Origin of the sequence: Oryzomicrobium sp. (assembly GCF_036820405.1) — a bacterium.
Lineage (GTDB): Bacteria > Pseudomonadota > Gammaproteobacteria > Burkholderiales > Rhodocyclaceae > Oryzomicrobium.
The window spans coordinates 22,301-44,153 of record NZ_DAISLS010000009.1 but is presented as its reverse complement, the minus strand read 5'-3'; the positions used below and the strand labels follow the sequence as shown (position 1 = coordinate 44,153).

Annotated in this window: 17 protein-coding genes and 1 pseudogene; 4 read left to right on the top strand and 14 right to left on the bottom strand. The window is 68.1% G+C overall.

What is annotated here, in order from left to right; genetic code table 11:
• Positions 1–72 precede the first annotated feature (72 nt).
• The 4 genes from V7Z98_RS09915 to V7Z98_RS09900 all read right to left on the bottom strand — a co-directional run bounded on the left by V7Z98_RS09915 (position 73) and on the right by V7Z98_RS09900 (position 5,063).
• A complete protein-coding gene (locus V7Z98_RS09915; RefSeq protein WP_334157833.1) occupies positions 73–972 on the bottom strand; it encodes a LysR family transcriptional regulator in 900 nt (299 codons plus the stop codon).
• A 118-nt stretch (positions 973–1,090) separates the two neighbouring features.
• Positions 1,091–3,049 (bottom strand): cation:proton antiporter domain-containing protein, encoded by a 1,959-nt coding sequence (locus V7Z98_RS09910; RefSeq protein WP_293265423.1) that lies wholly within the window; start codon positions 3,047–3,049, stop codon positions 1,091–1,093.
• 9 nt (positions 3,050–3,058) lie between these two features.
• Positions 3,059–4,324 (bottom strand): putative Na+/H+ antiporter, encoded by a 1,266-nt coding sequence (locus V7Z98_RS09905; protein WP_334157832.1) that lies wholly within the window; start codon positions 4,322–4,324, stop codon positions 3,059–3,061.
• Positions 4,325–4,532: 208 nt separating this feature from the next.
• The gene (locus V7Z98_RS09900) at positions 4,533–5,063 is read right to left on the bottom strand and encodes a MarR family winged helix-turn-helix transcriptional regulator (RefSeq protein ID WP_293265419.1); all 531 of its coding nucleotides are present in this window, start codon (positions 5,061–5,063) and stop codon (positions 4,533–4,535) included.
• A gap of 308 nt (positions 5,064–5,371) precedes the next feature.
• On the opposite strand from V7Z98_RS09900, the gene V7Z98_RS09895 reads away from it, so the two are divergent.
• Positions 5,372–5,926 (top strand): DUF3429 domain-containing protein, encoded by a 555-nt coding sequence (locus V7Z98_RS09895; RefSeq protein ID WP_293265417.1) that lies wholly within the window; start codon positions 5,372–5,374, stop codon positions 5,924–5,926.
• A gap of 109 nt (positions 5,927–6,035) precedes the next feature.
• Here V7Z98_RS09895 and V7Z98_RS09890 read toward each other — a convergent pair whose 3' ends face one another.
• The 6 genes from V7Z98_RS09890 to V7Z98_RS09865 form a co-directional block, all read right to left on the bottom strand.
• Positions 6,036–6,731, bottom strand: coding sequence for a LutC/YkgG family protein (locus tag V7Z98_RS09890; RefSeq protein WP_334157831.1), 696 nt, complete (start codon positions 6,729–6,731; stop codon positions 6,036–6,038).
• A 98-nt stretch (positions 6,732–6,829) separates the two neighbouring features.
• Positions 6,830–7,786, bottom strand: coding sequence for a D-2-hydroxyacid dehydrogenase (locus V7Z98_RS09885; protein WP_334157830.1), 957 nt, complete (start codon positions 7,784–7,786; stop codon positions 6,830–6,832).
• A 16-nt stretch (positions 7,787–7,802) separates the two neighbouring features.
• Positions 7,803–8,273, bottom strand: coding sequence for a Dps family protein (locus V7Z98_RS09880; RefSeq protein ID WP_293265411.1), 471 nt, complete (start codon positions 8,271–8,273; stop codon positions 7,803–7,805).
• A gap of 110 nt (positions 8,274–8,383) precedes the next feature.
• The gene (locus tag V7Z98_RS09875) at positions 8,384–9,088 is read right to left on the bottom strand and encodes an aldehyde dehydrogenase family protein (protein ID WP_334157829.1); all 705 of its coding nucleotides are present in this window, start codon (positions 9,086–9,088) and stop codon (positions 8,384–8,386) included.
• Between the two features lie 68 nt (positions 9,089–9,156).
• A complete protein-coding gene (locus V7Z98_RS09870) occupies positions 9,157–10,590 on the bottom strand; it encodes a LutB/LldF family L-lactate oxidation iron-sulfur protein (RefSeq protein ID WP_334157828.1) in 1,434 nt (477 codons plus the stop codon).
• Positions 10,591–10,592: 2 nt separating this feature from the next.
• A complete protein-coding gene (locus V7Z98_RS09865) occupies positions 10,593–11,333 on the bottom strand; it encodes a (Fe-S)-binding protein (RefSeq protein ID WP_293265405.1) in 741 nt (246 codons plus the stop codon).
• Positions 11,334–11,502: 169 nt separating this feature from the next.
• Here V7Z98_RS09865 and V7Z98_RS09860 point away from each other — a divergent pair, with 169 nt between their 5' ends.
• Complete coding sequence (locus tag V7Z98_RS09860; protein ID WP_293265403.1) at positions 11,503–12,279, top strand: IclR family transcriptional regulator; 777 nt, start codon at positions 11,503–11,505, stop codon at positions 12,277–12,279.
• A 66-nt stretch (positions 12,280–12,345) separates the two neighbouring features.
• On the opposite strand, the gene V7Z98_RS09855 is transcribed toward V7Z98_RS09860, so the two are convergent.
• The 3 genes from V7Z98_RS09855 to V7Z98_RS09845 form a co-directional block, all read right to left on the bottom strand.
• Positions 12,346–13,440: a TRAP transporter substrate-binding protein gene (locus V7Z98_RS09855; protein WP_334157827.1), complete on the bottom strand. Its 1,095-nt coding sequence runs from the start codon at positions 13,438–13,440 to the stop codon at positions 12,346–12,348.
• A gap of 90 nt (positions 13,441–13,530) precedes the next feature.
• Positions 13,531–14,562, bottom strand: coding sequence for a D-alanyl-D-alanine endopeptidase (gene pbpG, locus V7Z98_RS09850; RefSeq protein ID WP_293265399.1), 1,032 nt, complete (start codon positions 14,560–14,562; stop codon positions 13,531–13,533).
• 234 nt (positions 14,563–14,796) lie between these two features.
• Positions 14,797–17,073, bottom strand: coding sequence for an NADP-dependent malic enzyme (locus tag V7Z98_RS09845; RefSeq protein ID WP_293265397.1), 2,277 nt, complete (start codon positions 17,071–17,073; stop codon positions 14,797–14,799).
• Positions 17,074–17,856: 783 nt separating this feature from the next.
• Here V7Z98_RS09845 and V7Z98_RS09840 point away from each other — a divergent pair.
• Positions 17,857–19,686 carry a phosphoenolpyruvate carboxykinase (GTP) gene (locus V7Z98_RS09840; protein ID WP_334157826.1) on the top strand — a complete coding sequence of 610 codons (1,830 nt, stop codon included), beginning with the start codon at positions 17,857–17,859 and terminating at the stop codon, positions 19,684–19,686.
• 68 nt (positions 19,687–19,754) lie between these two features.
• Positions 19,755–20,939, top strand: coding sequence for a pyridoxal phosphate-dependent aminotransferase (locus tag V7Z98_RS09835; protein ID WP_334157825.1), 1,185 nt, complete (start codon positions 19,755–19,757; stop codon positions 20,937–20,939).
• Positions 20,940–21,195: 256 nt separating this feature from the next.
• On the opposite strand, the pseudogene V7Z98_RS09830 reads toward V7Z98_RS09835, so the two are convergent.
• Positions 21,196–21,853, bottom strand: a pseudogene (locus V7Z98_RS09830) (hypothetical protein); the annotation flags it as partial.

Genomic DNA, 21,853 nt, shown 5'->3' with positions numbered 1-21,853 from the left:
GAGACCCGCGCCCTTGTTGCGTCTACGCCGCCTGCGCCGGGTTTGCGGCCGACAGCCTAAGCGTCGTGGGACTCAAGCCGCCTCCACGCTGCGCGCCAGTTCCGGCGCCCGTTCGTTGAGAAAGTCCAGGAAGGCCCGGGCCAGGGGCGAGAGCTGCTTGCCCTCGGGGTAGACCACGTGCCAGCGGCTGGGGATGGGCAGTTCCGCCACGTCCAGCACCGCCACCCCGGATTCGTCCGGCCGGGGGCCCAGGGCGTGGCGCGATAGGATGGCCAGCCCCAGGCGGCCGGCCACCGCCTGCTTGATGGCCTCGTTGCTGCCCAGTTCGAGCCGGGCGTCGAGGCGCACGCCCCGCTCGGCGAGAAACGAATCCACCGCCAGCCGGGTGCCGGAGCCGGCCTCGCGCTGGATGAATTCCTCTTCCGCCAGATCGGCCAGGGTGAGGCGCCGCCCCACCCAGGGGTGGGCCCGGGGCGCCAGGGCTACCAGGGGATTGGCCAGGAAAGGCTGGCGCCGCACCGGCGGCTGCTCCGGGGGCGAACTCATCACGTACAGGTCGTCGGCGTTGTCCTTCAAGCGCTCGATCAACGCCGCCCGGTTCTGCACCGCCAATGCCACTTCCACCCGGGGGTGGCGCTGGCGGAATTCGCCCAGCAGGCGTGGCATGAAGTACTCGGCGGTACTCACCACCGCCAGTTTCAGGCGCCCCTGGGTCAAACCGCGCCGGGCGGCGATCTCTTCTTCCAGGCGCTCCAGGGTGCCGGCCACTTCGTCGGCGCTGGCCAGCAGCACCTCGCCGGCCTCGGTGAGATGAAGGCGGCGCCCGATCACCTCGTAGAGGGGCAGCCCCACCTGGTCGGTGAGCTGGCGCAGCTGGGCCGACAGGGTGGGCTGGGTCAGGCAGAGCCGCTCCGCCGCCCGGGAGATGCTGCCCTCCTGGGCCACGGCGGCGAAGAGGCGGAGTTGGTGCAAGGTCAGACGCATGGCAGGGCAGATGGAAAAGTTCGGCGAATCCCCGGATTCTACGCAAGGCAATACGCGCCCGCCGGCCCGCACCCCGCTGCGGAGCCGCAACGCGGCTAGCTACCGATCAACCGGCGGCCAGCTGCTTTTCCAGGCGCAGCAGGGCCTCCGGCGGGCCTGACAGGAGCAGCACGTCGCCCCCTTCCAGGGCCAGGTCGGCGGCCGGGTTGTCGATGCGCACCTCGCCGCGCTTGACCCGCTCGACCCGCACCGGGCTGCCGGCGGGCATCACCTCGCCCAGGGCGCGGCCCACGGTAGCGCTGCCGGCCTCCACCACGAACACGCTCTTTTCCTCGGCCAAGCGCTTCATGCGGTCCTTCTCGCCCCGGTAGTAGCTCTTCAGCTTGCCGTAGCGCTCGGCCCGGGCGGCGCGCACCTGGCCCACCGCCCGCTCCACCGGCACCCCCAGCTCGGCCAGGGTCTGGGCGGCCATCATCAACCCGCCTTCGAGCACTTCCGGGATCACCTCGGTGGCCCCCAGGGACTTCAGGTGGTCGATGTGGGAATCGTCGGCGGAGCGCACCACCACCGGCATGTCGGGACGGGCGTCCCGGGTGTGGAAGAGGACCTTCTCGGTGGCGGACAAGTCGTTGTAGGTGATCACCACCGCCCGGGCCCGTTGCAGGCCGGCGGCCATCAGCACTTCGAGCCGGTCGGCGTTGCCGAACACCACCCGCTCGCCGGCCTTCTGGGCCTGCTCGATGCACACCGGGTCCACGTCCAGGGCGATGAAGGGAATGTCCTCGGCCTCAAGGAAGCGGGCGATGGTCTGGCCGCTGCGGCCGAAGCCGCAGACGATGACGTGGTTCTCCACGTCCATGGCCCGGGCCGCCACGTCCTGGACCATCTTGGCGCGCTGGGCGAAGTCCTTGGCCGACAGGCGCTTGCCCAGCCGGCCCGCCCGGGCGATCAGGAAGGGGGCGAGGAACATGGAGAGCAACAGGGCCGCCGTGGTCACCTGGAAGACGTCACCGGGCACCAGGTGCAGGTCGAGGCCCAGGGTGAGCAGCACGAAGCCGAACTCGCCGCCCTGGGCGAGCTGAATGGCGGTGCGCACCGCCGTATCGGTGGAGTTGCGCATCGTCGCGCAGAGCAGCAGCACCACCCCGCCCTTGCCGAGGATCAGCAGGGCCAGGGCGATCACCACACTGCCGATGGACTGGGCGACGAAGGCCAGGTCGAGCTGCATGCCCAGGGTGATGAAGAACAGGCCGAGCAGCACGTCGCGGAAGGGCCGGATGTCGGCTTCCACCTGGTGCCGGTACATGGTCTCCGAAATCAGCATGCCACCGACGAAGGCGCCCAGGGCCAGGGACAGGCCGGCGGCGGCGGTGAGAAAGGACAGGCCGACGACGATCCACAGCACGTTGAGCATGAACAGCTCGGGAGAGCGCTGGCGCACCACGGCGTCGAACCAGCGGTGCATCAGCTTCTGGCCGAGAAAGATCATCGCCACCAGCACCAGCCCGGCCTGGAGCATGGCCAGGGAGAGGGAGGCGATCAGGCCGGAAGTCTTGGTGGCCAGGGCCGGCAGGGTGATCAGCAGGGGCACCACCGCCAGGTCCTGGAAGAGCAGCACCGCCATGGTCTGGCGGCCGGCGTCGGAGTGCAGCTCCAGCCGCTCGGACAGCAGCTTGCTGACGATGGCGGTGGACGACATGGCCACCGCCGCCCCCACGGCCACGCCCTCGCGCCAGCCCTGGTGGTAGAAGAAGCGGGCCACCGCCACGGTGCCAACCAGGGTCAGGATGACCTGGCCGCCGCCCAGGCCGAACACCAGCCGGTGCATGGCCTTGAGCTTGCCCAGGCTGAATTCCAGCCCGATCGAGAACATCAGGAACACCACCCCCAGCTCGGCCAGCACGTCGATCTGGTGGTTTTCCGGAATCAGGGCAAGGCCGTGGGGGCCGACCAGGATGCCGGCCGCCAGGTAGGCGAGCAGGGGCGGCAAGCGCAGCCGCAGGGTGAAGGTAACGAACAGCACCCCCACCGATAGAAGGATCAGGGCGCCGCGCAGGCTTTCCACCGCCGTTCCTTACAGCAGCTGGAAGGCGACGATGGCGACGAGGGTCGGCGGCAGCGCGGCCAGGAACAGGCCGAGGGGGTGCACCGACTCATCGTGGAAGTGGCCCTTGAGGATCGAGAACCCCGCCGGGTTGGGCGCGTTGGCGATGATGGTCAGGCCGCCGCCAGTGACCGCACCGGCCACCAGGGCGTACTTGTAGGCATCGTTCACCCCATCCACCAGGGAGCCCAGGTAAGTCAGGGCGGCGTTATCGGTGATGGCGGTCAGGGCGGTGGAGCCGTAGTACAGGGCCACCGGCGAAAGTCCGGCAAGCACTTCCTGGAGCCACCACTTCTGCATGCCCCCCAGGGCCACCAGGCCAGCCAGGAAGAAGGCCACCATCAGGCCCTCGCGCAGGATCAGCCGGTCGTGGTGGCGCTTGTAGGCCTGGGCGATGCCGAGGAAGAACAGGAACAGGCCCATGAACACCTTGGGGTGGTGGGCGGTCAGCACCACGCCGGCGAGGAACAGGAGGTGCAGGACGACCATCGCCAGGGGCATCGGCTCGTCGCTGTCCTTCTGGACCGGCGCCGCCACCTTGCGCAGTTCGCCGGCGAACAGCAGGGTCGCCGCCAGGGCGTTGACCACCACCGCCAGCCAGGCCTTCCAGCCGAAGTGAATGAACATGTGGGCCAGGTCCCAGTTCCACTTGGAGGCCACCATCAGCACCGGCGGCGCAGCGTAGGGCGTGAGGGTGCCGCCGATGGAAACGTTGACGAACAGCACGCCGATGGTGGCGTACTTGAGCCGGTTGGAGATGCCTTGGGCGTAGAAGCGGTCACGCAGCATGAAGGCCGCCAGGGTCATGGCCGCCGGTTCGGTGATGAAGGAGCCGAGCAACGGCACCAGGGACAGCACCACGAAATAGAAGGCCATCTGCCGCGGCATGGGCAGCAGGCTGGCGTTGATCTTCACGCACCAGGAGGCGAAGCGCAGGATCGGCCGGCTGGCGGCGATCACCATGATGACGAAGACGAACAGGGGCTCGGTGAAGTCCTGGCCGTCCAGGTAGGCCACCGCCTCGTGCCAGCCTTCGTGGAAGGCCAGCACCACCACCAGCACCATGGCCCAGAAGCCGAACACCGCCTCCACCTCGCCGAGCAGGTGCCAGATGCCGGCATGGCGCGGCTGGGCGTGGGCCAGCCGCTCGAAGAACTTGGTGGAGAAGGTATGGATGACCGCAATCGCGAACAGGGCGGCGGCGATGATCTCGAGAGTCGTCGGCACGGTGGTCATGGGGAAGCGCTGGGGAAGGACGGGGCGGGACGGGCAAGCGCCCGAGGAACGGCCCCCTGCCGCGGCGGACGGAGGCGCTCCCTCTATTTACGGGATTTTTACACAAAGTCCCGGCCGCGCCCCCATGACGGGGTGAAAAACGATGACAAAAAAATAGGCCGGCCCGGTATGGCACCGGCCGGCCTGGCGGGATGCAGGGCGCAGGACCTTACAGGTCGTCGCCGTTCCCGGCCAATGTGACGGCGGAGGTGAGGTCCTGGCCCGACTGGCTCTGCATCAGGCCGGTCAGTTCGGACAGCAGCAGGGACAATTGCAGGCGCTTGGCCGGCGTGAGCGCGGCCAGGGCATCGGGCAGCACGCCGCGCAGCGGCTCGGGGGCCCTGCCCAGGGCGGTGGTGCCGGCGTGGGACGGGTACAACTCCACCACCCGCTGGTCCCGGGTGGAACGGCGCCGCTCGATGAAACCGGCGCGGCTCAGGCGATCCACCAGGTTGCTGGCGGTGGTCTGGTGCACCGCCAGGGCCTTGGCCAGCTCGCCGACCTTGATGCCGGGCTGGCCGGCGATCTGGGCCAGGGCCCACAACTGGGCGCCGGACACGCCACAGGCTTCCTCGACGCTCTGGAAATGGCGCTTCACGGCGCGGAAGATCAGCCGAAACTGCTGCAGCACCTCGACTTCGGACGGAACACCGTCAGGGCTCAGCGCTTCGGGCAAGGGAACGGGGAGCGGCGAATTCACGGACGACACCTGGTTGTTTTTAGGAGAGTTTTGGAACTTAGCACCGCCTTAATATTTGCCACCATGGCAAATCTCACGGTCAGCTGAAAGTCATAGACGTTTCAGGAAAAAGACATGCGGGATTTGCTCCAGATCAAAAACGGCGATCAACCGGAACCGTGGCGAACTTGTCTTCCGGCGGCCAGTCTGAATGGGAGAAAGAATCGGAAAAGGCCGCAAGCCGAAAGCCAACGCCACGGCCCATTTCCGACCGCACATCCCCTTTATCCGCTCTCCCCTATCCCGGTACCGTCCCGGTGGAGTCGACCATGTCCGCCCCCTTCGTCAGTCACGCCCCCTACCCCAGCGCCGCGCCCATGCCCGCGGCGGTGCGCTGGCTGGGATTCGGCGGGCTGTTCCCCTTTTTCGCCATGCTGATGGGGCTGGCCCTGCTCGGCGACCAGTTCCGCGGCATCCTGCTGTTCGCCCTGGTGGGCTACGGCGCCGTGGTGCTGACCTTCGCCGGCGCCCTGCACTGGGCCTTCGCCCTGACCGCCACCGACCAGCCCCAGGCCCGCACCCGCCTGCTGGTGTGGAGCGTGGTGCCCGCCCTGTGCGCCTGGGTCGCCCTGGTGCTGCCCGCCGGCTTCGATCTGATCCTGCTGGTGGTGATGTTCTGGGTACACTTCATCGTGGACCTGATCTGGGCCCGCCGCCTGGGGTTGCCCGCCTGGTACCTCACCCTGCGTACCGCCCTGACCATCGGTGCCACCCTGGCCCTCACCCTGGCGATCGCCCTGATGCTGCTCAACCCGGGATCGGCGCCGGACCTGGTGCCGGCCCAGACCACCTGCCCGGCACCGGCCAACGGCACGATCATCTGACCCTGGCCGCGCGGCCTCTGGAAACGAAAAGCCCCGGCGGGCAACCACCCGCCGGGGCTTTTCGTTGGCGGCCTGCCGAAGCATGCCGCGTCGGGATCAGGTAGCGGGATCAGGCGCCGCGGATCAGCACCAGATGCACCCGGTAGGGGCCGTGGGCGCCCAGCACCAGGGTCTGCTCGATGTCGCCGGTGCGGGACGGGCCGGAAATGAAATTGACGGCCCGGGGCGGCTGGCCGCCGGGGGCCTGCTCGCCCATGCGGGCAAAGGCGGCCTCCATGGTCGGCACCAGGCGCGAGGCGGGCACCAGGGCCACGTGGGTTTCCGGCAGCAGGCTGACGGTGGCCGGGGAGCCCGGGGCCGAAAGCAGCATCAGGGTGCCGGTCTCGGCGATGGCGCAGAAGCAGCCGGTGATGCCGAGCAGGTCGGCGTCCCGGGCCTCCCGGGGCTCCACCGCCAGGCCGGCGGTACTCCACGGCAGGGCCGCCAGTTCGGGTGCGATCACCCCGCGCGTGCCCAGCCCCTTCTCCGCCAGATAGGCTGCCACGGCGGCCGGCACCTCGCCCCAGCCGCCCACCTCGACGACGGTGGAGGCCATCTGCTCGGCCTCGCTGCGGAAGCGGGCCAGCATACCCGCCGTGTCATCGGCCAGGGGCGGTGCCGTGGGCGCCACCACCTTGCCGAGGCGGGCATCGACCGCCTCGCGGCGGCGGGCCACGGCGGCGGAATCGGCACCCAGGGTGTCGCGCAGGCGGGAAAGAATGGAGTCCCGGGCAGCAGCGCGGGCGGTGGGATCGGTAAGGCTCATGAAGACAGGATCACGGAAAGGAAATGGCCCGGCAGGCGAAATAGGCAAAATCGGCAGAATCGGTGACGGAGGCGGAACAAGCGGGGCGGCCCCTCGGCTCAGGCGACCCGGTTGCGTGGCTCGCCCCGGGCGAAGGCCTCGACGTTGTCGATCAGCTGATCGGCCAGGGCCTGCATGGCCGGGGCGCTGGCCCAGGCCACGTGGGGCGTGAGGATGAAGTTGGGCAGGGCCAGGACGTCCGGTGCCAGCAGCGGGTTGTCGTCCTTGGGCGGCTCCTCGGTGAGCACGTCGAAACCGGCGCCACCGATGGTGCCGGCGCGCAGGGCGGCAGCCAGGGCGGCCTCGTCCACCAGCCCGCCCCGGGCGGTGTTGATGAGCAGGGCCGTGGGCTTCATCGCCGCCAGTTCGGCCGCGCCGATCAGGTGACGGGTGTCCGGCGTCAGGGGGCAGTGCAGGGAAATGGCGTCGCTCTCGGCGATCACCCGGTCGAAGGCGGTGTAGCCGGGACGCACCGTGGCCGCGCACTTGCGCTCGGCCTTGAGCACGGTCATGCCCAGGGCCTCGGCCAGGCGGGCGAAGCCATCACCCAAGTCGCCCGAGCCGATCACGCCCAGGGTCTGGCCGTGCAGGTCGCGGATCGGGTGGTCGAAGAAGCAGAACTGGTCGGAACGCTGCCAGCGCCCGTCCTGCACGCTGGCCCGGTAGGCCACCAGGTTGCGCGACAGGGCCATGAGCAGGGCCAGGGCGTGCTCGGGCACGGTCTGGCGGGCGTAGCCGCGGATGTTGGAAACGACGATGCCGCGGGCCTGGCAGGCGGCCAGGTCCACGTTGTTGGTGCCGGTGGCGGCCACGGCGATCATCTTCAGGTCCGGCAGCCGGCCGATCAGCTCGGCGGTGAACGGCAGCTTGTTGACGATGGCGATGGTCACGCCGGCCAGCCGGGCGTCGAGCTCGGCGGGCACGGTGCGGGGATATTCCACCCAGTCGTGGGGAAACGCCGGGCGGCGCACGTCCGCCCGGATCGATTCCCGCTCGAGATACGCGATGCGGTGCATGGCGGCGAGCCCGGGATTACTTTTCGAGCAGGCTGCGCAGCATCCACGCGGTCTTTTCGTGGAGCTGGATGCGCTGGGTGAGCAGGTCGGCGGTGGCTTCGTCGCTGGCCTTGTCGACCACCGGGAAGATCGCCCGGGCAGTGCGCACCACGGCTTCCTGGCCGGCCACCAGCTCCTCGATCATCTTCTCGGCCTTGGGCACGCCCTTGGGCTCGGGGATGGAGGACAGCTTGGCGTACTCGGAGTAGGTGCCCGGGGCGGGGAAGCCCAGAGAGCGGATGCGCTCGGCCACCAGGTCCACGGCCAGAGCCAGTTCGTTGTACTGCGCCTCGAACATCAGGTGCAGGGTGTTGAACATGGGGCCGGTGACGTTCCAGTGGAAGTTGTGGGTCTTCAGGTAGAGCGTGTAGGTGTCGGCGAGGAGCTTGGAAAGGCCCTCGGCGATTTTCTTGCGGTCCTTCTCGGTGATGCCGATATCGATCTGCATGTTCTTCTCCTTGCGTTGGGAACAGTCGGGTACGGACGGACTACTGCATGTGCATCGTGCCCCGGATCGGGCGGGCGGCCAGGCCACCGCGCCGGCCCGGGGCAACGGAATCATCCTGCCACCAAACGGTCGCCGAGTATTTGCCGAAGTTTGACCGCCAGGGCCTCCTCCCCGGCGAACAGCACCCGGCCCACCGCGCCGGAGGCGGCCAGGGCCGCCACCAGGGCGTCGTCGCCGTGGACCAGGTTCACCGCCCCGTCGGGCAGGCCGGCCCGGGTGGACAGCTCGGCCAGGGCCACCGCCGCGGAGGGGCCCCGGGGACTGGGCTTCAAAATCACCACCCCGCCGAAAGCCAATACTGGCGCGGACTTTGCCACCAGCCCCTCGAAACACCGCGTGGAATCTGCCAGTACGGCCACCACCTCTGGAGATTGGCTCTCCGCCTGGGTTTCCAGGGTGCCGGCCGCGGCGCGCAGGGCGGCGACGGCGGCGGCCACTTCGGCCTGGGCAGCCTCCGGAGCGGCACCGGTGTCCTCGGCAATCAGCTTGGCCAGATGTCCGACGTAGGTGGCCACCTGGTCGGCCAGGGCCGTGAGGCGGGCGCCCCGCTCCGCCGGCGCAGTGGCTGCCCAGCCGGGCAGGGCCCGGGCGGACGAGGCCGCCGCTTCGGCCAGCTCGTCGGCGCCGCCCAGGGGCACCCGGTAGCGCACCTGGCCGCTGGCGTCGGCCAGGTCGTAGAAGCCGGGGGTGACGGTAAGGAAGGCGCGTCCGCCGATCCAGAGCGGCAGGGCGGGGGCGTCGGAGGAAATCTTCATGCGAAAGGCCTGTGGTTGGCGCCGGCCGGGCCGGCGGCGGTCGATCGGAATCGTGTCGGTGGCGAGTATCAGCGGCGGCGGGCAGCGCGCTGGGCGTACAGCTCGCGGAAGGTCTTGCCCTCGGGGGCGGGGAAATCGCGGCCCTTGGTCCATTCCGGCACCATGGTGAGCACCTGGATGCGGTCCTTGCCGCCGGCCAGCCACTTCAGGTAGCGGGTGGCGATCCGGGCGCCGAAGGCGTACAGGCGCGGATTGCGCGCGGCGAAGCCCCACAGTTTGAGGGCGCGCCGCTCGGCCTTGGCCGTGGCGGTACCGACACCGGTCTGCACCTGCTTTTCGCGCAGCTTGCGCAGCAGCTCGGGCAGGGGAATCTTCACCGGGCAAACCACGCCGCACTGGTTGCACAAGGTGGCGGCGTGGGGCAGGTCCGGCGCCTTGTCGAGGCCGGTGTACAAGGGCGTCAGCACCGAGCCCATGGGACCGGGGTAGACCCAGCCGTAGGCGTGGCCGCCGATGGTCTGGTACACCGGGCAGTGGTTCATGCAGGCGCCGCAGCGGATGCAGCGCAGCATCTCCTGGAATTCGGAGCCGACCAGGCCGACCCGGCCGTTGTCCACCAGGATGTAGTAGAGGTGCTCCGCCCCGTCCCGGTCGGCCTCGGACTTGACCCCGGTGAGCAGCGACACGTAGTTGGAGATGGTCTGGCCGGTGGCCGAGCGGGGCAGCAGGCGCAGCAGGGCGGCCAGGTCGTTGAGGGTGGGAATGACCTTTTCCACCCCCACCACCGCCACGTGCACCTTGGGCATGGTAGTGACCATGCGGCCGTTGCCCTCGTTGGTCACCAGGGCCACCGAGCCGGTTTCGGCCACCAGGAAGTTGCCGCCGGTAATGCCCATGTCGGCGGAGACGAAGTGGCTGCGCAGCACCTCCCGGGCTTCCCGGGTCATCTCGGCGATCTCGGTCTTGCGCGGCTTGTGGTGGTGCTGCTCGAAGAGGTCGGCGACCTCTTCCTTATTCTTGTGGATGGCCGGGGCGATGATGTGGGAGGGCGGCTCCTTGGCCAGCTGGATGATGTACTCGCCCAGGTCGGTCTCGATCGAGGCGACGCCCACGGCCTCCAGGGCCTCATTCAGCCCGGCTTCTTCCGAGAGCATGGACTTGGACTTGATGGCCTTCTTCACCCCGTGGCGCTGGGCGATCTCCACCACCAGGCGGCTGATCTCGGCGCCGTCCCGGGCCCACAGCACGGTGGCGCCACGGGCGGTAGCGTTTTGCTCGAAGGTTTCCAGCCACACGTCCAGATTGTCGAGCACCTCATCGCGGATGCCGCGGCCGACGTCGCGCAGGGCCTCGAAGTCGCCGCCCTCGGCGTCGAAGCGCGCCACGGCCCGGGCCCGGCCGCCGACGAAGAGGCCCTTGGCGGTCTTCAGCTTGCCTTGCAGGGAACCGTCGATGGCGCGCTCGGAGGCGCGCTGCTTGAATTCGATGGAGCGCACTTCCACGGTCAGTTCTCCCCGCCGTTGCCGGTGCCGGCCAGCACCTCGGCCACATGCAGCACCCGGGTGGTCTCGTCGCCCATGCGGCGCAGCTTGCCCTCGATGTGCAGCAGGCAGCCCAGGTCGCCACCGACCACGGCATCGGTGCCGGCGGCGCGGATGTTGTTGCACTTGCGCTCGCCGATGGCCGCCGAGACGTCGCCGTACTTGATCGAGAAGGTGCCGCCGAAGCCGCAGCACTCCTCGCAGGCCTCCATTTCGCTGAGGGTCAGGCCCGGCACCTTGGCCAGCAGGTCCCGGGGCTGGGACTTGATCTTGAGGCTGCGCAGGCCGGTGCAGGAGTCGTGATAGGTGACGCTGCCGTCGAAGCGGCCGGGCACGGCCTCGACCTTGAGGACGTTGGCGAGGAAGTCGGTCAGCTCGAACACCTTCGGCGCCAGGGCCTCGGCGCGGCGGCGCCACTCGGAGCCTTCGGCAAACAGGCCCGGGTACTCGCTGCGGACCTGGTCGGCGCAGGAGCCGGAGGGGGCGACCACGTAGTCGAAGCCTTCGAACTCGGCGATGGTCTTTTGCGCCAGCTGGGTAGCCAGGGCGCGGTCGCCGGAGTTGAAGGCGGGCTGGCCGCAGCAGGTCTGGGCGGCGGGAACCGTCACCTCGCAGCCGGCGGCTTCGAGCAGGTCCAGGGCGGCAAAGCCGATGCGGGGACGCATCAGGTCCACCAGACAGGTGACGAAGAGGGCAACACGCATGGGGTAGAATATTGCGACGCACAAGCCTGCCCCAGCGGGAGGCCGCGCGCCGATTTGGCAAAAAACCGATTATAGTTCCGCGCGCACTGTTTCGCTCTCCTCGGAAAGCCGCACCAGTGCTTGCAAACGCTTTTTTTGACCCCCCGCAGATTTCACGGAAAGAACATCCATGGCCGAAAGGCAGGAAGGGAAGAATTCGATTCAGGTGATCGAGCGCATGATGGCGCTCCTCGACGCCCTGGCCGATTCTCCCGACGCGGTCAGCCTCAAGCAGCTGGCCCAGACCACCGGGCTGCACCCGTCCACCGCCCACCGCATCCTGGCCGCCATGACCGGCTCCCGCTTCGTCGAGCGCCACGATCCCGGCGCCTACCGGCTGGGCATCCGCCTGCTCGAACTGGGCAACCTGGTCAAATCGCGCCTCAACCTGCGCGAAGTGGCCCAGCCCTTCATGCAGAGCCTGCACGAGCAGGTCGGCGAGAGTATCAACCTGGGCATCCGCCACGAGGATGAAATCGTCTACATCGAGCGGACTTCCAGCGGCCGTTCCCTGATCCGGGTGGTTTACCTGGTCGGCGGCCGGGCGCCCCTGCACCTCACCTCCGCCGGCAAACTGTTCCTCGCCGAGGACGGCCTGCAAAAGGTCAAGGATTACGCCAAGCGCACCGGGCTGCCGGGCAAGACCGCCCACTCCCTCACCTCCCTGCCCGCCCTGGAGAAGGAGCTGGACTGGATCCGCCGCCACGCCGTCTCGTTCGACAACGAGGAGGCCGAGGTCGGCCTGAAGTGCGTGGCCGTGCCGGTGCGCGACGACGAAGGCCACCTGGTGGCCGGCCTGTCCGTCTCGGCCCCCACCGAGCGCCACAACGCCGACTGGATCGACCTGCTGCGCACCACTGCCGACGACATCTCCCACGCCCTGGGCTACGTCAAGCCGCGCAAGTAAGCCGCCGCCAGCACCATGCGAAACGGGCGCCCCAGGGCGCCCGTCGTTTTTTGCGGCCTGGCGCGGCTACTTGTTGTGGCTGTACATGAACTGCTCGATGGCCGCGTCGTTGAGGCTGAACCAGGCCTGCTCGTTGCGGCGGAATTTTTCCCACTCGGCGAAGATCTTCTTGAAGGCCGGGTTACGCGCCGCCTCTTCGTTGTAGAAGTCGAAGGCGGCCTTCTGGGCGGCCACCATGATCTCGGTGGAAAAGCGCTTGAGCTGGACGCCGGCCTTGAGCAGCTTGGCCAGGGCCAGGGGGTTCTTGGCGTCGTACTCGGCCAGCATGTGCATGTTGGCTTCGGCGCAGGCCACGTCCAGGGCGTACTGGTAGGTCTTGGGCAGCTTCTCCCATTCCTTGGCGTTGACGATCAAGGTCACCTGGGCGGACGGCTCCCACCAGCCCGGGGCGTAGTAGTACTTGGCCACCTTGTAGAAGCCGAGCTTCTCGTCGTCGTAGGGGCCGACCCACTCGGTGGCGTCGATGGCCCCCTTCTCCAGGGCGGCGTACACGTCGCCGGCCGGAATGTTCTGGGGCACCGCCCCCAGCCGGGAGAGGACCTCGCCGCCCAGGCCGGGGATGCGCATCTTGAGGCCCTTGAGGTCGGCCAGGGAGTGGATCTCCTTACGGAACCAGCCGCCCATCTGGGCTCCGGTGTTGCCGCAGGGGAAGTTCACCACGCCGTAGTCTTTGAACAGCTCGCGCATCAGTTGCAGCCCGCCGCCGTAGTACATCCAGGCCATCTGCTGACGCGGCGTGAGGCCGAAGGGCACCACGGTGTCGAAGGCGAACGCCCGGTTCTTGCCCACGTAGAAGGAGCTGGTGGTGTGGCCGCACTCCACGGTGCCCTGCTGCACGGCGTCGAGCACCTGCAAGGCCGGCACGATCTCGCCGCCGGCGAAGACCTGGATCTTGAAGCGGCCGTCGGTGAGCTGGGCCACCCGGTTGGCCACCATTTCGCCGGCGCCGTAGATGGTGTCCAGGCTCTTCGGGTAGCTGGAGGCGAGGCGCCACTTGATGGTGGGTGCGCTCTGGGCCAGGACCGGCGCAGAGGCGGAAACGCTGGCCGCCCCGGCGGCCAGGCCGAGGCTGGACTTCTTGAGAAAATCGCGGCGTTGCATGGGGGATGTCTCCTTCTTGGTCTAGAAATGACGAAGCCGCGGCACAAGGCCGCGGCTTCGCTGGAACGGAGTGGCCGGAGCCTGGGCCGGTCAGGCCCGGGTCGCCTTGCCGGCGCTGGATTCCATCCAGCGCTTGATGCGGTTGGCGTCGCCGATGCGGGTGAGCTTGCCGGAAGAATCGAGCAGCACGATGGCCACCGGGCGACCGGCCACGTGGGCCTGCATCACCAGGCACTTGCCCGCTTCCTGGATGAAGCCGGTCTTGGACAGGCCGATTTCCCAGCTGTCGCTCTTCACCAGGGCGTTGGTGTTGTTGAAGGCCATGGGCCGCCCGCCCAGTTCCACGGTGGAACCCGGCGTGGTGGAGAACTCGCGGATCAGGGGGTAGTGGTGGGCCGCCGACACCATCTTGGCCAGATCCCGGGCGGTGGACACGTTGTTGGCGGTGAGACCGGTGGGGTCTTCGAAGCGGGTGTGGGTCATGCCCAGGGCCTGGGCCTTGCGGTTCATGGCCGCAACGAAGGCCGGGGTGCCGCCCGGGTAGTGGCGCGACAGGGAATGGGCGGCGCGGTTTTCCGAGGACATCAGGGCCAGCAGCAGGGCCTGCTCGCGGCTCAACTGGGTGCCGACGTGAAGGCGGGAACGGCTGCCCTTAAGGGTGTCCACATCCTCTTCGCTGATGGTCAGGATTTCATTCAGGTTGGGCTGGGCGTCCAGGGCCACCATGGCGGTCATCAGCTTGGTGATCGAGGCGATCGGCACCACCGTGCCGGCGTTCTTCTCGAATACCAGTTCGCCGGTGGTCAGGTCCTGCACCAGGGCGGCGCTGGACTGGAGGCCCAGGGCGCGGGTGGAGCCGACCCAGTCGTTGGGGTCGGCCATCGAAACCTTATGCACGTGCTTGCGCACCGCCGGCTTGGCGGCGGGGGCTTTGGCGCTGGCCTTGACCGCCTTGGGCTTGGCGGCGGCAGTGCTCTTGGCCGCCGGCTTGGCCTTTTTCTTGGTGGCGTGGGTGGGGGCCTTATCTGCGGCCGCGGCCAGGACAGCCGCAGGGGTCGCCAGGGCGGCGACGGAAACCATCAGGGAGGTGCACAGCCAGGCACGAAGAGAAGGGGCGGGCATCGGTACTCTCCGGGGCGGGACTAGAAGCAATCCCGGGTCGAAACAGGGTGAAAACGGGGGTGAAAAAGTACGTTGTAACGGGGTGCGGTGCGACGGCGCCAACACTACGCCACAACGGCAACAATCTGGCGCAGGATTCTACGCCAGTTTATCAGCCGAACCCGGTAAATCAAGAAAAATAAGGGGATAGGCTATCAACCTAATCCCCTTTCTTGAGTCAGTCTCCCCGCCGTATCAGCGTGTCATGCCCGCATCCACCACCGTCAGGGCGGTCATGTTGACGATGCGCCGCACCGTGGCCGTGGGGGTCAGGATGTGCACCGGCTTGGCGGTGCCGAGCATGATGGGACCCACCGTGAGGTTGTCGCCGGCCGCCACCTTGAGCAGGTTGAAGGCGATGTTGGCGGCGTCCAGGGTCGGCATCACCAGCAGGTTAGCCGAGCCCTTGAGTCGGGAGTTGGGGAACACCCGCTGGCGGATCTGCTCGTCCAGGGCCGCGTCGCCGTGCATTTCGCCTTCCACCTCCAGGTCCGGGGCGCGTTCGCGCAGCCGGCCCAGGGTCTCGCGCATCTTCAGCGAGGTGGGGGAATCCTCGGTGCCGAAGGAGGAATGGGACAGCAGGGCCACCTTGGGCGCCACGCCGAAGCGGCGGATTTCCTCTGCCGCCAGCAGGGTCATGTCGGTGAGCTGTTCGGCGCTGGGGTCGTAGTTCACATAGGTGTCGGCGATGAACACGGTGCTGCTCGGCAGGATCAGCAGGTTCATGGTCGAGTAGCGCTGCACGCCCGGGGCGTAGCCGATGATGTTCTCGACGTAGTAGCGGTGCAGGTCGGGCTTGCCGAAGGTGCCGCAGATCAGGCCGTCGGCCATGCCCAGGCGCACCGCCAGGGAGCCGGCCAGGGTCAGGCGGCGGCGCACCTCGCGCTTGGCGTAGTCCACCGACACGCCCTTGCGCTCCATCAGGCCGTGGTACTCGCGCCAGAAGTCTTCGTAACGGGGGTTGTTGTCCGGATCGAGGATGTCGAAATCGACGCCGGCGCGGATGCGCAGGCCGGCGGCCTCGATACGGGCGTTGATCACCGCCGGGCGGCCGATCAGGAGCGGTTGGGCGATGCCCTCTTCGCGGATCACCTGGACGGCGCGCAGCACGCGCTCGTCCTCGCCCTCTGAGAAGGCGATGCGCTTGGGCTCGCGCTTGGCGGTGGCGAACACCGGCTTCATGATCAGGCCGGAATGCCAGACGAACTCGTTGAGGCTCTGCACGTAGGCGTCGAAGTCCCGGATCGGCCGAGTGGCGACGCCCGAATCCATAGCCGCCTGGGCCACCGCCGGGGCGATCTTGACGATCAGGCGGGGGTCGAAGGGCTTGGGAATCAGGTACTCGGGACCGAAGCCGGAGACCTTTTCGCCGTAGGCGGCGGCAACGATTTCGCTCTGCTCGGCCCGGGCCAGTTCGGCGATGGCTCGCACGGCGGCCAGCTTCATCTCTTCGGTGATGGTGGTGGCGCCCACGTCCAGGGCGCCGCGGAAGATGAAGGGGAAGCACAGGACGTTGTTGACCTGGTTCGGATAGTCGGAACGGCCGGTGGCGATGATGGCGTCGTCCCGCACTTCCTTCACCAGGTCCGGCAGGATTTCCGGAGTCGGGTTGGCCAGGGCCAGGATCAGGGGATTCTTGGCCATCTTGGCCACCATCTCCTGCTTCAGCACGCCGCCGGCGGACAGGCCGAGGAACACGTCGGCGCCTTCGATGACCTCGCCCAGGGTACGGGCATCGGTCTTCTTGGCGTAGCGGGCCTTGATCTCGTCCATCTCTTCGACCCGGCCTTCATAGACCACGCCCTTGATGTCGGTGACCCAGATATTCTCCACCGGCACGCCCAGCATCACCAGCAGGTCCAGGCAGGCCAGGGCGGCGGCGCCGGCGCCGGAGGTGACCAGCTTGATCTGCTTGAGGTCCTTGCCCAGGTAGGTAAGGCCATTGAGGATGGCGGCGCCGACCACGATGGCGGTGCCGTGCTGATCGTCGTGGAAGACGGGAATCTTCATCCGCTCGCGCAGCTTCTTCTCGATGTAGAAGCACTCGGGCGCCTTGATGTCTTCCAGGTTGATGCCGCCGAAGGTGGGCTCCAGGCTGGCGATGGTCTCGATCAGCTGGTCCGGGTCGTTCTGGGCGATTTCCAGGTCGAAAACATCGATGTTGGCGAACTTCTTGAACAGCACGCCCTTGCCTTCCATCACCGGTTTGGCGGCCAGGGGGCCGATGTTGCCCAGGCCGAGCACGGCGGTGCCGTTGGTGATGACCCCGACCAGGTTGGCCCGGGCGGTGACGGTGGACGCTTCGGCCGGGTTGGCGACGATTTCCTCGCAGGCGGCCGCTACTCCCGGGGAGTAGGCCATGGAAAGATCGTACTGGTTGGTCAGCTGCTTGGTCGGCGTGACAGAAATCTTCCCGGGCTTGGGATTGCGGTGGTAATACAGGGCGGCGTCGCGCAGTTGATCCTTATCCATGATCCAGTTCCTCTGGTGCGGTGTGGTGGAAACGAAACGGCGGGCTTTCGTGGCGGGAAAGGCGTTTTCCCCCTGGCCGGGCCCGTCTTTTTATTTCGCCTGATGAATTGTCATTCCGGATTATAGCAATACGATTGCAGAACAAGCGCCCACGCGGCCACCCGCTACGCAGGGCGCCTCACCGGGTGTCTTTCGGGGCGTCTTTCGGTAAAACGGCCGGAATGGCATAATTACGAGCTTTCCCGCTCCGCGCGGCCGTGACGACGGCACCCGCCTGCAGCACGCCAGCGGCGCCGGACTCACTGTCCAGATTCGCCCAAAGCATGTCGTCTCGCAACCACTGCCCGCTTCACCACGCCCCGCTGCCGGGAGCGAGGGAGTGGAACGTGCCGGCCACATGCCTCCCCTGCCCCACGACACACACGCTGGGCACGCCGCACACGCCACAGACCACCGCGACGCCCCGGGCAAAAAACGGGACTCCGGCAGCAGGCCGAAAACCGACCCGTGGCATACCCGCCGCCCGCACGATCCCCTCGCCGTTCCGCCCCCTCTTCTGCTGCACCCCTGGCCGCGCCGCCCCTGACGCAGCCCCCCGCCTCCCGGGCATAAACGCCCACCCCCGCCCTTCCCTCCCGATTCCGCACCAGCCCTGCCGCGCAACGGCATCGCTGCGGAGCCCCGGGGAAATGGCCATAATTATTAATTTTGCCCCCCCCAGCACTTCCGGCTTTCTTCTTTTCATCCTTATAGCCACAGGCACTTTTCCGAGGAGACATTTCCATGGTGCAACTGAACGCCCCCGCCTACGTGAAACACGAGCGGCTCAAGCAGTGGGTCGCCCAGATCGCTGAGCTGACCCAGCCGGAGGCCATCTATTGGGCCGACGGTTCCCAGGAAGAGTACGACCGCCTGTGCGCCCAGATGGTCGAGGCCGGCACCCTGATCAAGCTCAACGAGGCCAAGCGCAAGAATTCCTACCTGGCCTTCTCCGACCCCTCCGACGTGGCCCGGGTCGAGGACCGCACCTACATCTGTTCCGCCAAGAAGGAAGACGCCGGCCCCACCAACAACTGGGAAGACCCGGCCAAGATGCGCGAGACCCTCAACGGCCTGTTCAAGGGCTGCATGAAGGGCCGCACCATGTACGTGGTGCCTTTCTCCATGGGCCCCCTGGGTTCCCCCATCGCCCACATCGGCATCGAGATCACCGATTCCCCCTACGTGGTCGTCAACATGCGCACCATGACCCGCATGGGCAAGCCGGTGTTCGACGTGCTGGGCGGCGACGGCGAGTTCGTGCCCTGCGTCCATACCGTGGGCGCCCCTCTGGAAGCCGGCCAGAAGGACTCCCGCTGGCCCTGCAACCCGGACGTGAAGTACATCGTGCACTACCCGGAAACCCGGGAGATCTGGTCCTACGGTTCCGGCTACGGCGGCAACGCCCTGCTCGGCAAGAAGTGCTTCGCCCTGCGCATCGCCTCCAACATGGCCCGCGACGAAGGCTGGCTGGCCGAGCACATGCTGATCCTGGGCGTGGAATCCCCCAAGGGCGAGAAGACCTACGTGGCCGCCGCCTTCCCCTCCGCCTGCGGCAAGACCAACTTCGCCATGCTGATCCCGCCCAAGTCGTTCAACGGCTGGAAGATCACCACCATCGGCGACGACATCGCCTGGATCAAGCCGGGCAAGGACGGCAAGTTCTACGCCATCAACCCGGAAGCCGGCTTCTTCGGCGTCGCCCCGGGCACCTCGGAAAAGACCAACTACAACGCCCTGGCCACCCTCAAGGAAAACGTCATCTTCACCAACGTGGCCCTGACCGACGACGGTGACGTGTGGTGGGAAGGCCTGACCAAGGAAGCCCCGGCCCACCTGGTCGACTGGCAGGGCAAGGACTGGACCCCGGAAGACGGCAAGGCCGGCCGCAAGGCGGCTCACGCCAACTCCCGCTTTACCGCACCGGCCAGCCAGTGCCCATCCATCGACGCAGCCTGGGAAGACCCTGCCGGTGTGCCCATCTCCGCCTTCATCTTCGGGGGCCGCCGCGCCACCACCGTGCCGCTCGTCTATGAAGCCTTCAACTGGGACTTCGGCGTATACCTGGCCTCGACCCTGGGCTCCGAAACCACCGCCGCCGCCTTCGGCGCCCAAGGCGTGGTGCGCCGTGACCCGTTCGCCATGCTGCCCTTCTGCGGCTACAACATGGGCGACTATTTCGCCCACTGGCTGAAGATGGGCCGCAGCATCGAGCACGCCCCGCGCATCTACTGCGTCAACTGGTTCCGCCAGAACGAAAAGGGCGAGTTCCTGTGGCCCGGTTTCGGCGACAACATGCGCGTGCTGGAATGGATCGTGGACCGGGTCCACGGCCGCGTCGGCGCCAAGGAAACCCAGCTCGGCTGGATGCCCAAGTTCGAGGACATCGACTGGAACGGCCTGGAGTTCTCCAAGGACGACTTCGAGGCCCTGACCAAGGTCGATGCCGAGGCCTGGCGCACCGAGGTGGAATCCCACAAGGAATGGTTCGCCAAGTTCGGCGACCGGCTGCCCAAGCAACTGGCTCTCAAGCGCGAACTGCTCGAACTGGCGTTCAAGCCCAAGGCTGCTTAAGCTCGTAGCCATCCCGACAGGCCGCCCCGCTCCGGGGCGGCCTTTTTCTTTCCATGCACGGAACGTCCATGACCGCCCCCCGCCCAAGCACCGCCCCGCGTCCCTCCCGGCGCGCCGAGGAGATCGCCCCCTTCCACGTCATGGAGCTGATGGCCCGCGCCAACGCCCTGGAAGCCGCCGGCCGCGACATCGTGCACATGGAGGTGGGGGAGCCGGACTTTCCCACCCCGGCCCCGGTGGTCGATGCCGCCCGCGATTTCCTCGCCGGCGGCCACGTGCACTACACCTCGGCCCTGGGCCTGCCCCAACTGCGTGAAGCCATCGCCGGCTTCTACCGGGAGCACTATGGCATCGCCCTGCCCGCTTCCCGGGTGGTGGTCACTTCCGGCGGCTCCGGCGCCCTGCTGCTGGCCCTGGGCGCCCTGGTCGATCCCGGCGACGAATGGCTGGTGACCGACCCGGGCTATCCCTGCAACCGCCACTTCATCCGCAGCTTCGAAGGTCAGGCCACGTCCATCGTGGTGGGGCCGGAAAGCCGCTTCCAGCCCACGCCGGAGCAGGTGGCCGCCCACTGGGGCGAGCGCACCCGGGGCGCCCTGTTCGGCTCCCCGGCCAACCCCACCGGCACCGTGCTGCGCGGCGACGAACTGGCCGGACTGACCCGAGCGGTGGAATCCCGGGGCGGCACCCTGATCCTCGACGAGATCTACCACGGCCTAACCTACGGCGTTGCCGAGGAAAGCGTGCTCGCCTACTCGGACCAGGCGTTCGTCGTGCAGAGCTTTTCCAAGTACTTCAACATGACCGGCTGGCGGCTCGGCTGGCTGGTAGTGCCGGATGCCTTCGTACGGCCGGTGGAAAAGCTCGCCCAGAACCTCTTCATTTCGCCGTCGACGCCGGCCCAGCACGCCGCCCTGGCCGCCTTCCTGCCGGAAACCCGGGCCATTCTGGAAGAGCGCCGCGGCGAGTTCGCCCGACGCCGCGACTTCCTCCTCGGCGAGCTGCAACGTCTCGGCTTCACCGTACCCGCCCAGCCGGAAGGAGCGTTCTACATCTACGCCGACATCTCGGCCTTCAGCGACGACAGCTTCGCCTTCGCCGGCCGCCTGCTCGACGAAGCCGGCGTGGCCGCCACGCCGGGCATCGACTTCGGCAACGCCGCCCCCCGGCGCTACATGCGCTTCGCCTACACCACCAGCCAGGAGCGCCTGGCCGAGGGCATGGCACGCCTGGAGCGCATGCTCGGCCGCTGACACCGCTGGTCACCGACCGCCAGTCATCACCCGGCGCATCAACGCGCCGACCGGCCCGGACGACCATCGCCCACAGACGCGTACCCGGCGGCAATCGAACGCCCACCGCCGTTGCGGGGCTGCCCCATGCTTGCCAGCCCCCTGGATAAGCAGATGCACCGTGGGCGGTCCTCCATGAGGCGAGCGAGTCTTCGCGCAAAAAAAAGCGCCGCCGACCCGGAGCCCGGGCGGGCGGCGCCGATGCGGGGCACCGGAATTACTTCGGCCGGGAACCGCTCGGGAAGGGCCAGGCCGCCGCCGGATTGAGGGCGGACTTGAGACCCGGCGTGGCCGCAGTCGACGGCGTCGCCGGGGTGGCGGCTACCGGCGTGGTCACCAGCTTGGCGGCAGGCACGGCGGCTGGCTTGGCCGGAGCCTTGGCCGCGGCGGGCTTGACCGCGGGCTTCTTGGCGGCAGCCTTGACCGGAGCCGCAGCCTTTGCGGCAGCGGGCTTCGCCGCGGCCTTAACCGGGGCCTTCGCAGCAGCAGCCTTGGGCGCAGCTGCCTTGGCGGCGGGCTTCGCCGCAGCCTTGGCCGGAGCCTTCGCCGCAGCAGCCTTGGGCGCAGCCACCTTGGCGGCGGGCTTTGCCGCAGCCTTGGCCGGAGCCTTTGCAGCGGCGACCTTGGGCGCAGCCGCCTTGGCGGCGGGCTTCGCCGCAGCCTTGGCCGGAGCCTTCGCAGCGGCGACCTTGGGCGCAGCCGCCTTGGCAGCGGGCTTTGCCGCGGCCTTGGCCGGGGCCTTCGCAGCGGCGACCTTGGGCGCAGCCGCCTTGGCAGCGGGCTTTGCGGCGGCCTTGGTCGGGGCCTTCGCAGCGGCAGCCTTGGGCGCAGCCGCCTTGGCAGCGGGCTTTGCCGCAGCCTTGGCCGGAGCCTTC

Coding starts and splice junctions, on each gene's coding strand:
- V7Z98_RS09845 (WP_293265397.1), bottom strand. CDS start 17,073: ATGGATAAGGATCAACTGCGCGACGCCGCCCTGTATTACCACCGCAAT.
- V7Z98_RS09905 (WP_334157832.1), bottom strand. CDS start 4,324: ATGACCACCGTGCCGACGACTCTCGAGATCATCGCCGCCGCCCTGTTC.
- V7Z98_RS09865 (WP_293265405.1), bottom strand. CDS start 11,333: ATGCGTGTTGCCCTCTTCGTCACCTGTCTGGTGGACCTGATGCGTCCC.
- V7Z98_RS09835 (WP_334157825.1), top strand. CDS start 19,755: ATGACCGCCCCCCGCCCAAGCACCGCCCCGCGTCCCTCCCGGCGCGCC.
- V7Z98_RS09875 (WP_334157829.1), bottom strand. CDS start 9,088: ATGAAGATTTCCTCCGACGCCCCCGCCCTGCCGCTCTGGATCGGCGGA.
- V7Z98_RS09860 (WP_293265403.1), top strand. CDS start 11,503: ATGGCCGAAAGGCAGGAAGGGAAGAATTCGATTCAGGTGATCGAGCGC.
- V7Z98_RS09855 (WP_334157827.1), bottom strand. CDS start 13,440: ATGCAACGCCGCGATTTTCTCAAGAAGTCCAGCCTCGGCCTGGCCGCC.
- V7Z98_RS09890 (WP_334157831.1), bottom strand. CDS start 6,731: ATGAGCCTTACCGATCCCACCGCCCGCGCTGCTGCCCGGGACTCCATT.
- V7Z98_RS09880 (WP_293265411.1), bottom strand. CDS start 8,273: ATGCAGATCGATATCGGCATCACCGAGAAGGACCGCAAGAAAATCGCC.
- pbpG (WP_293265399.1), bottom strand. CDS start 14,562: ATGCCCGCCCCTTCTCTTCGTGCCTGGCTGTGCACCTCCCTGATGGTT.
- V7Z98_RS09885 (WP_334157830.1), bottom strand. CDS start 7,786: ATGCACCGCATCGCGTATCTCGAGCGGGAATCGATCCGGGCGGACGTG.
- V7Z98_RS09840 (WP_334157826.1), top strand. CDS start 17,857: ATGGTGCAACTGAACGCCCCCGCCTACGTGAAACACGAGCGGCTCAAG.
- V7Z98_RS09895 (WP_293265417.1), top strand. CDS start 5,372: ATGTCCGCCCCCTTCGTCAGTCACGCCCCCTACCCCAGCGCCGCGCCC.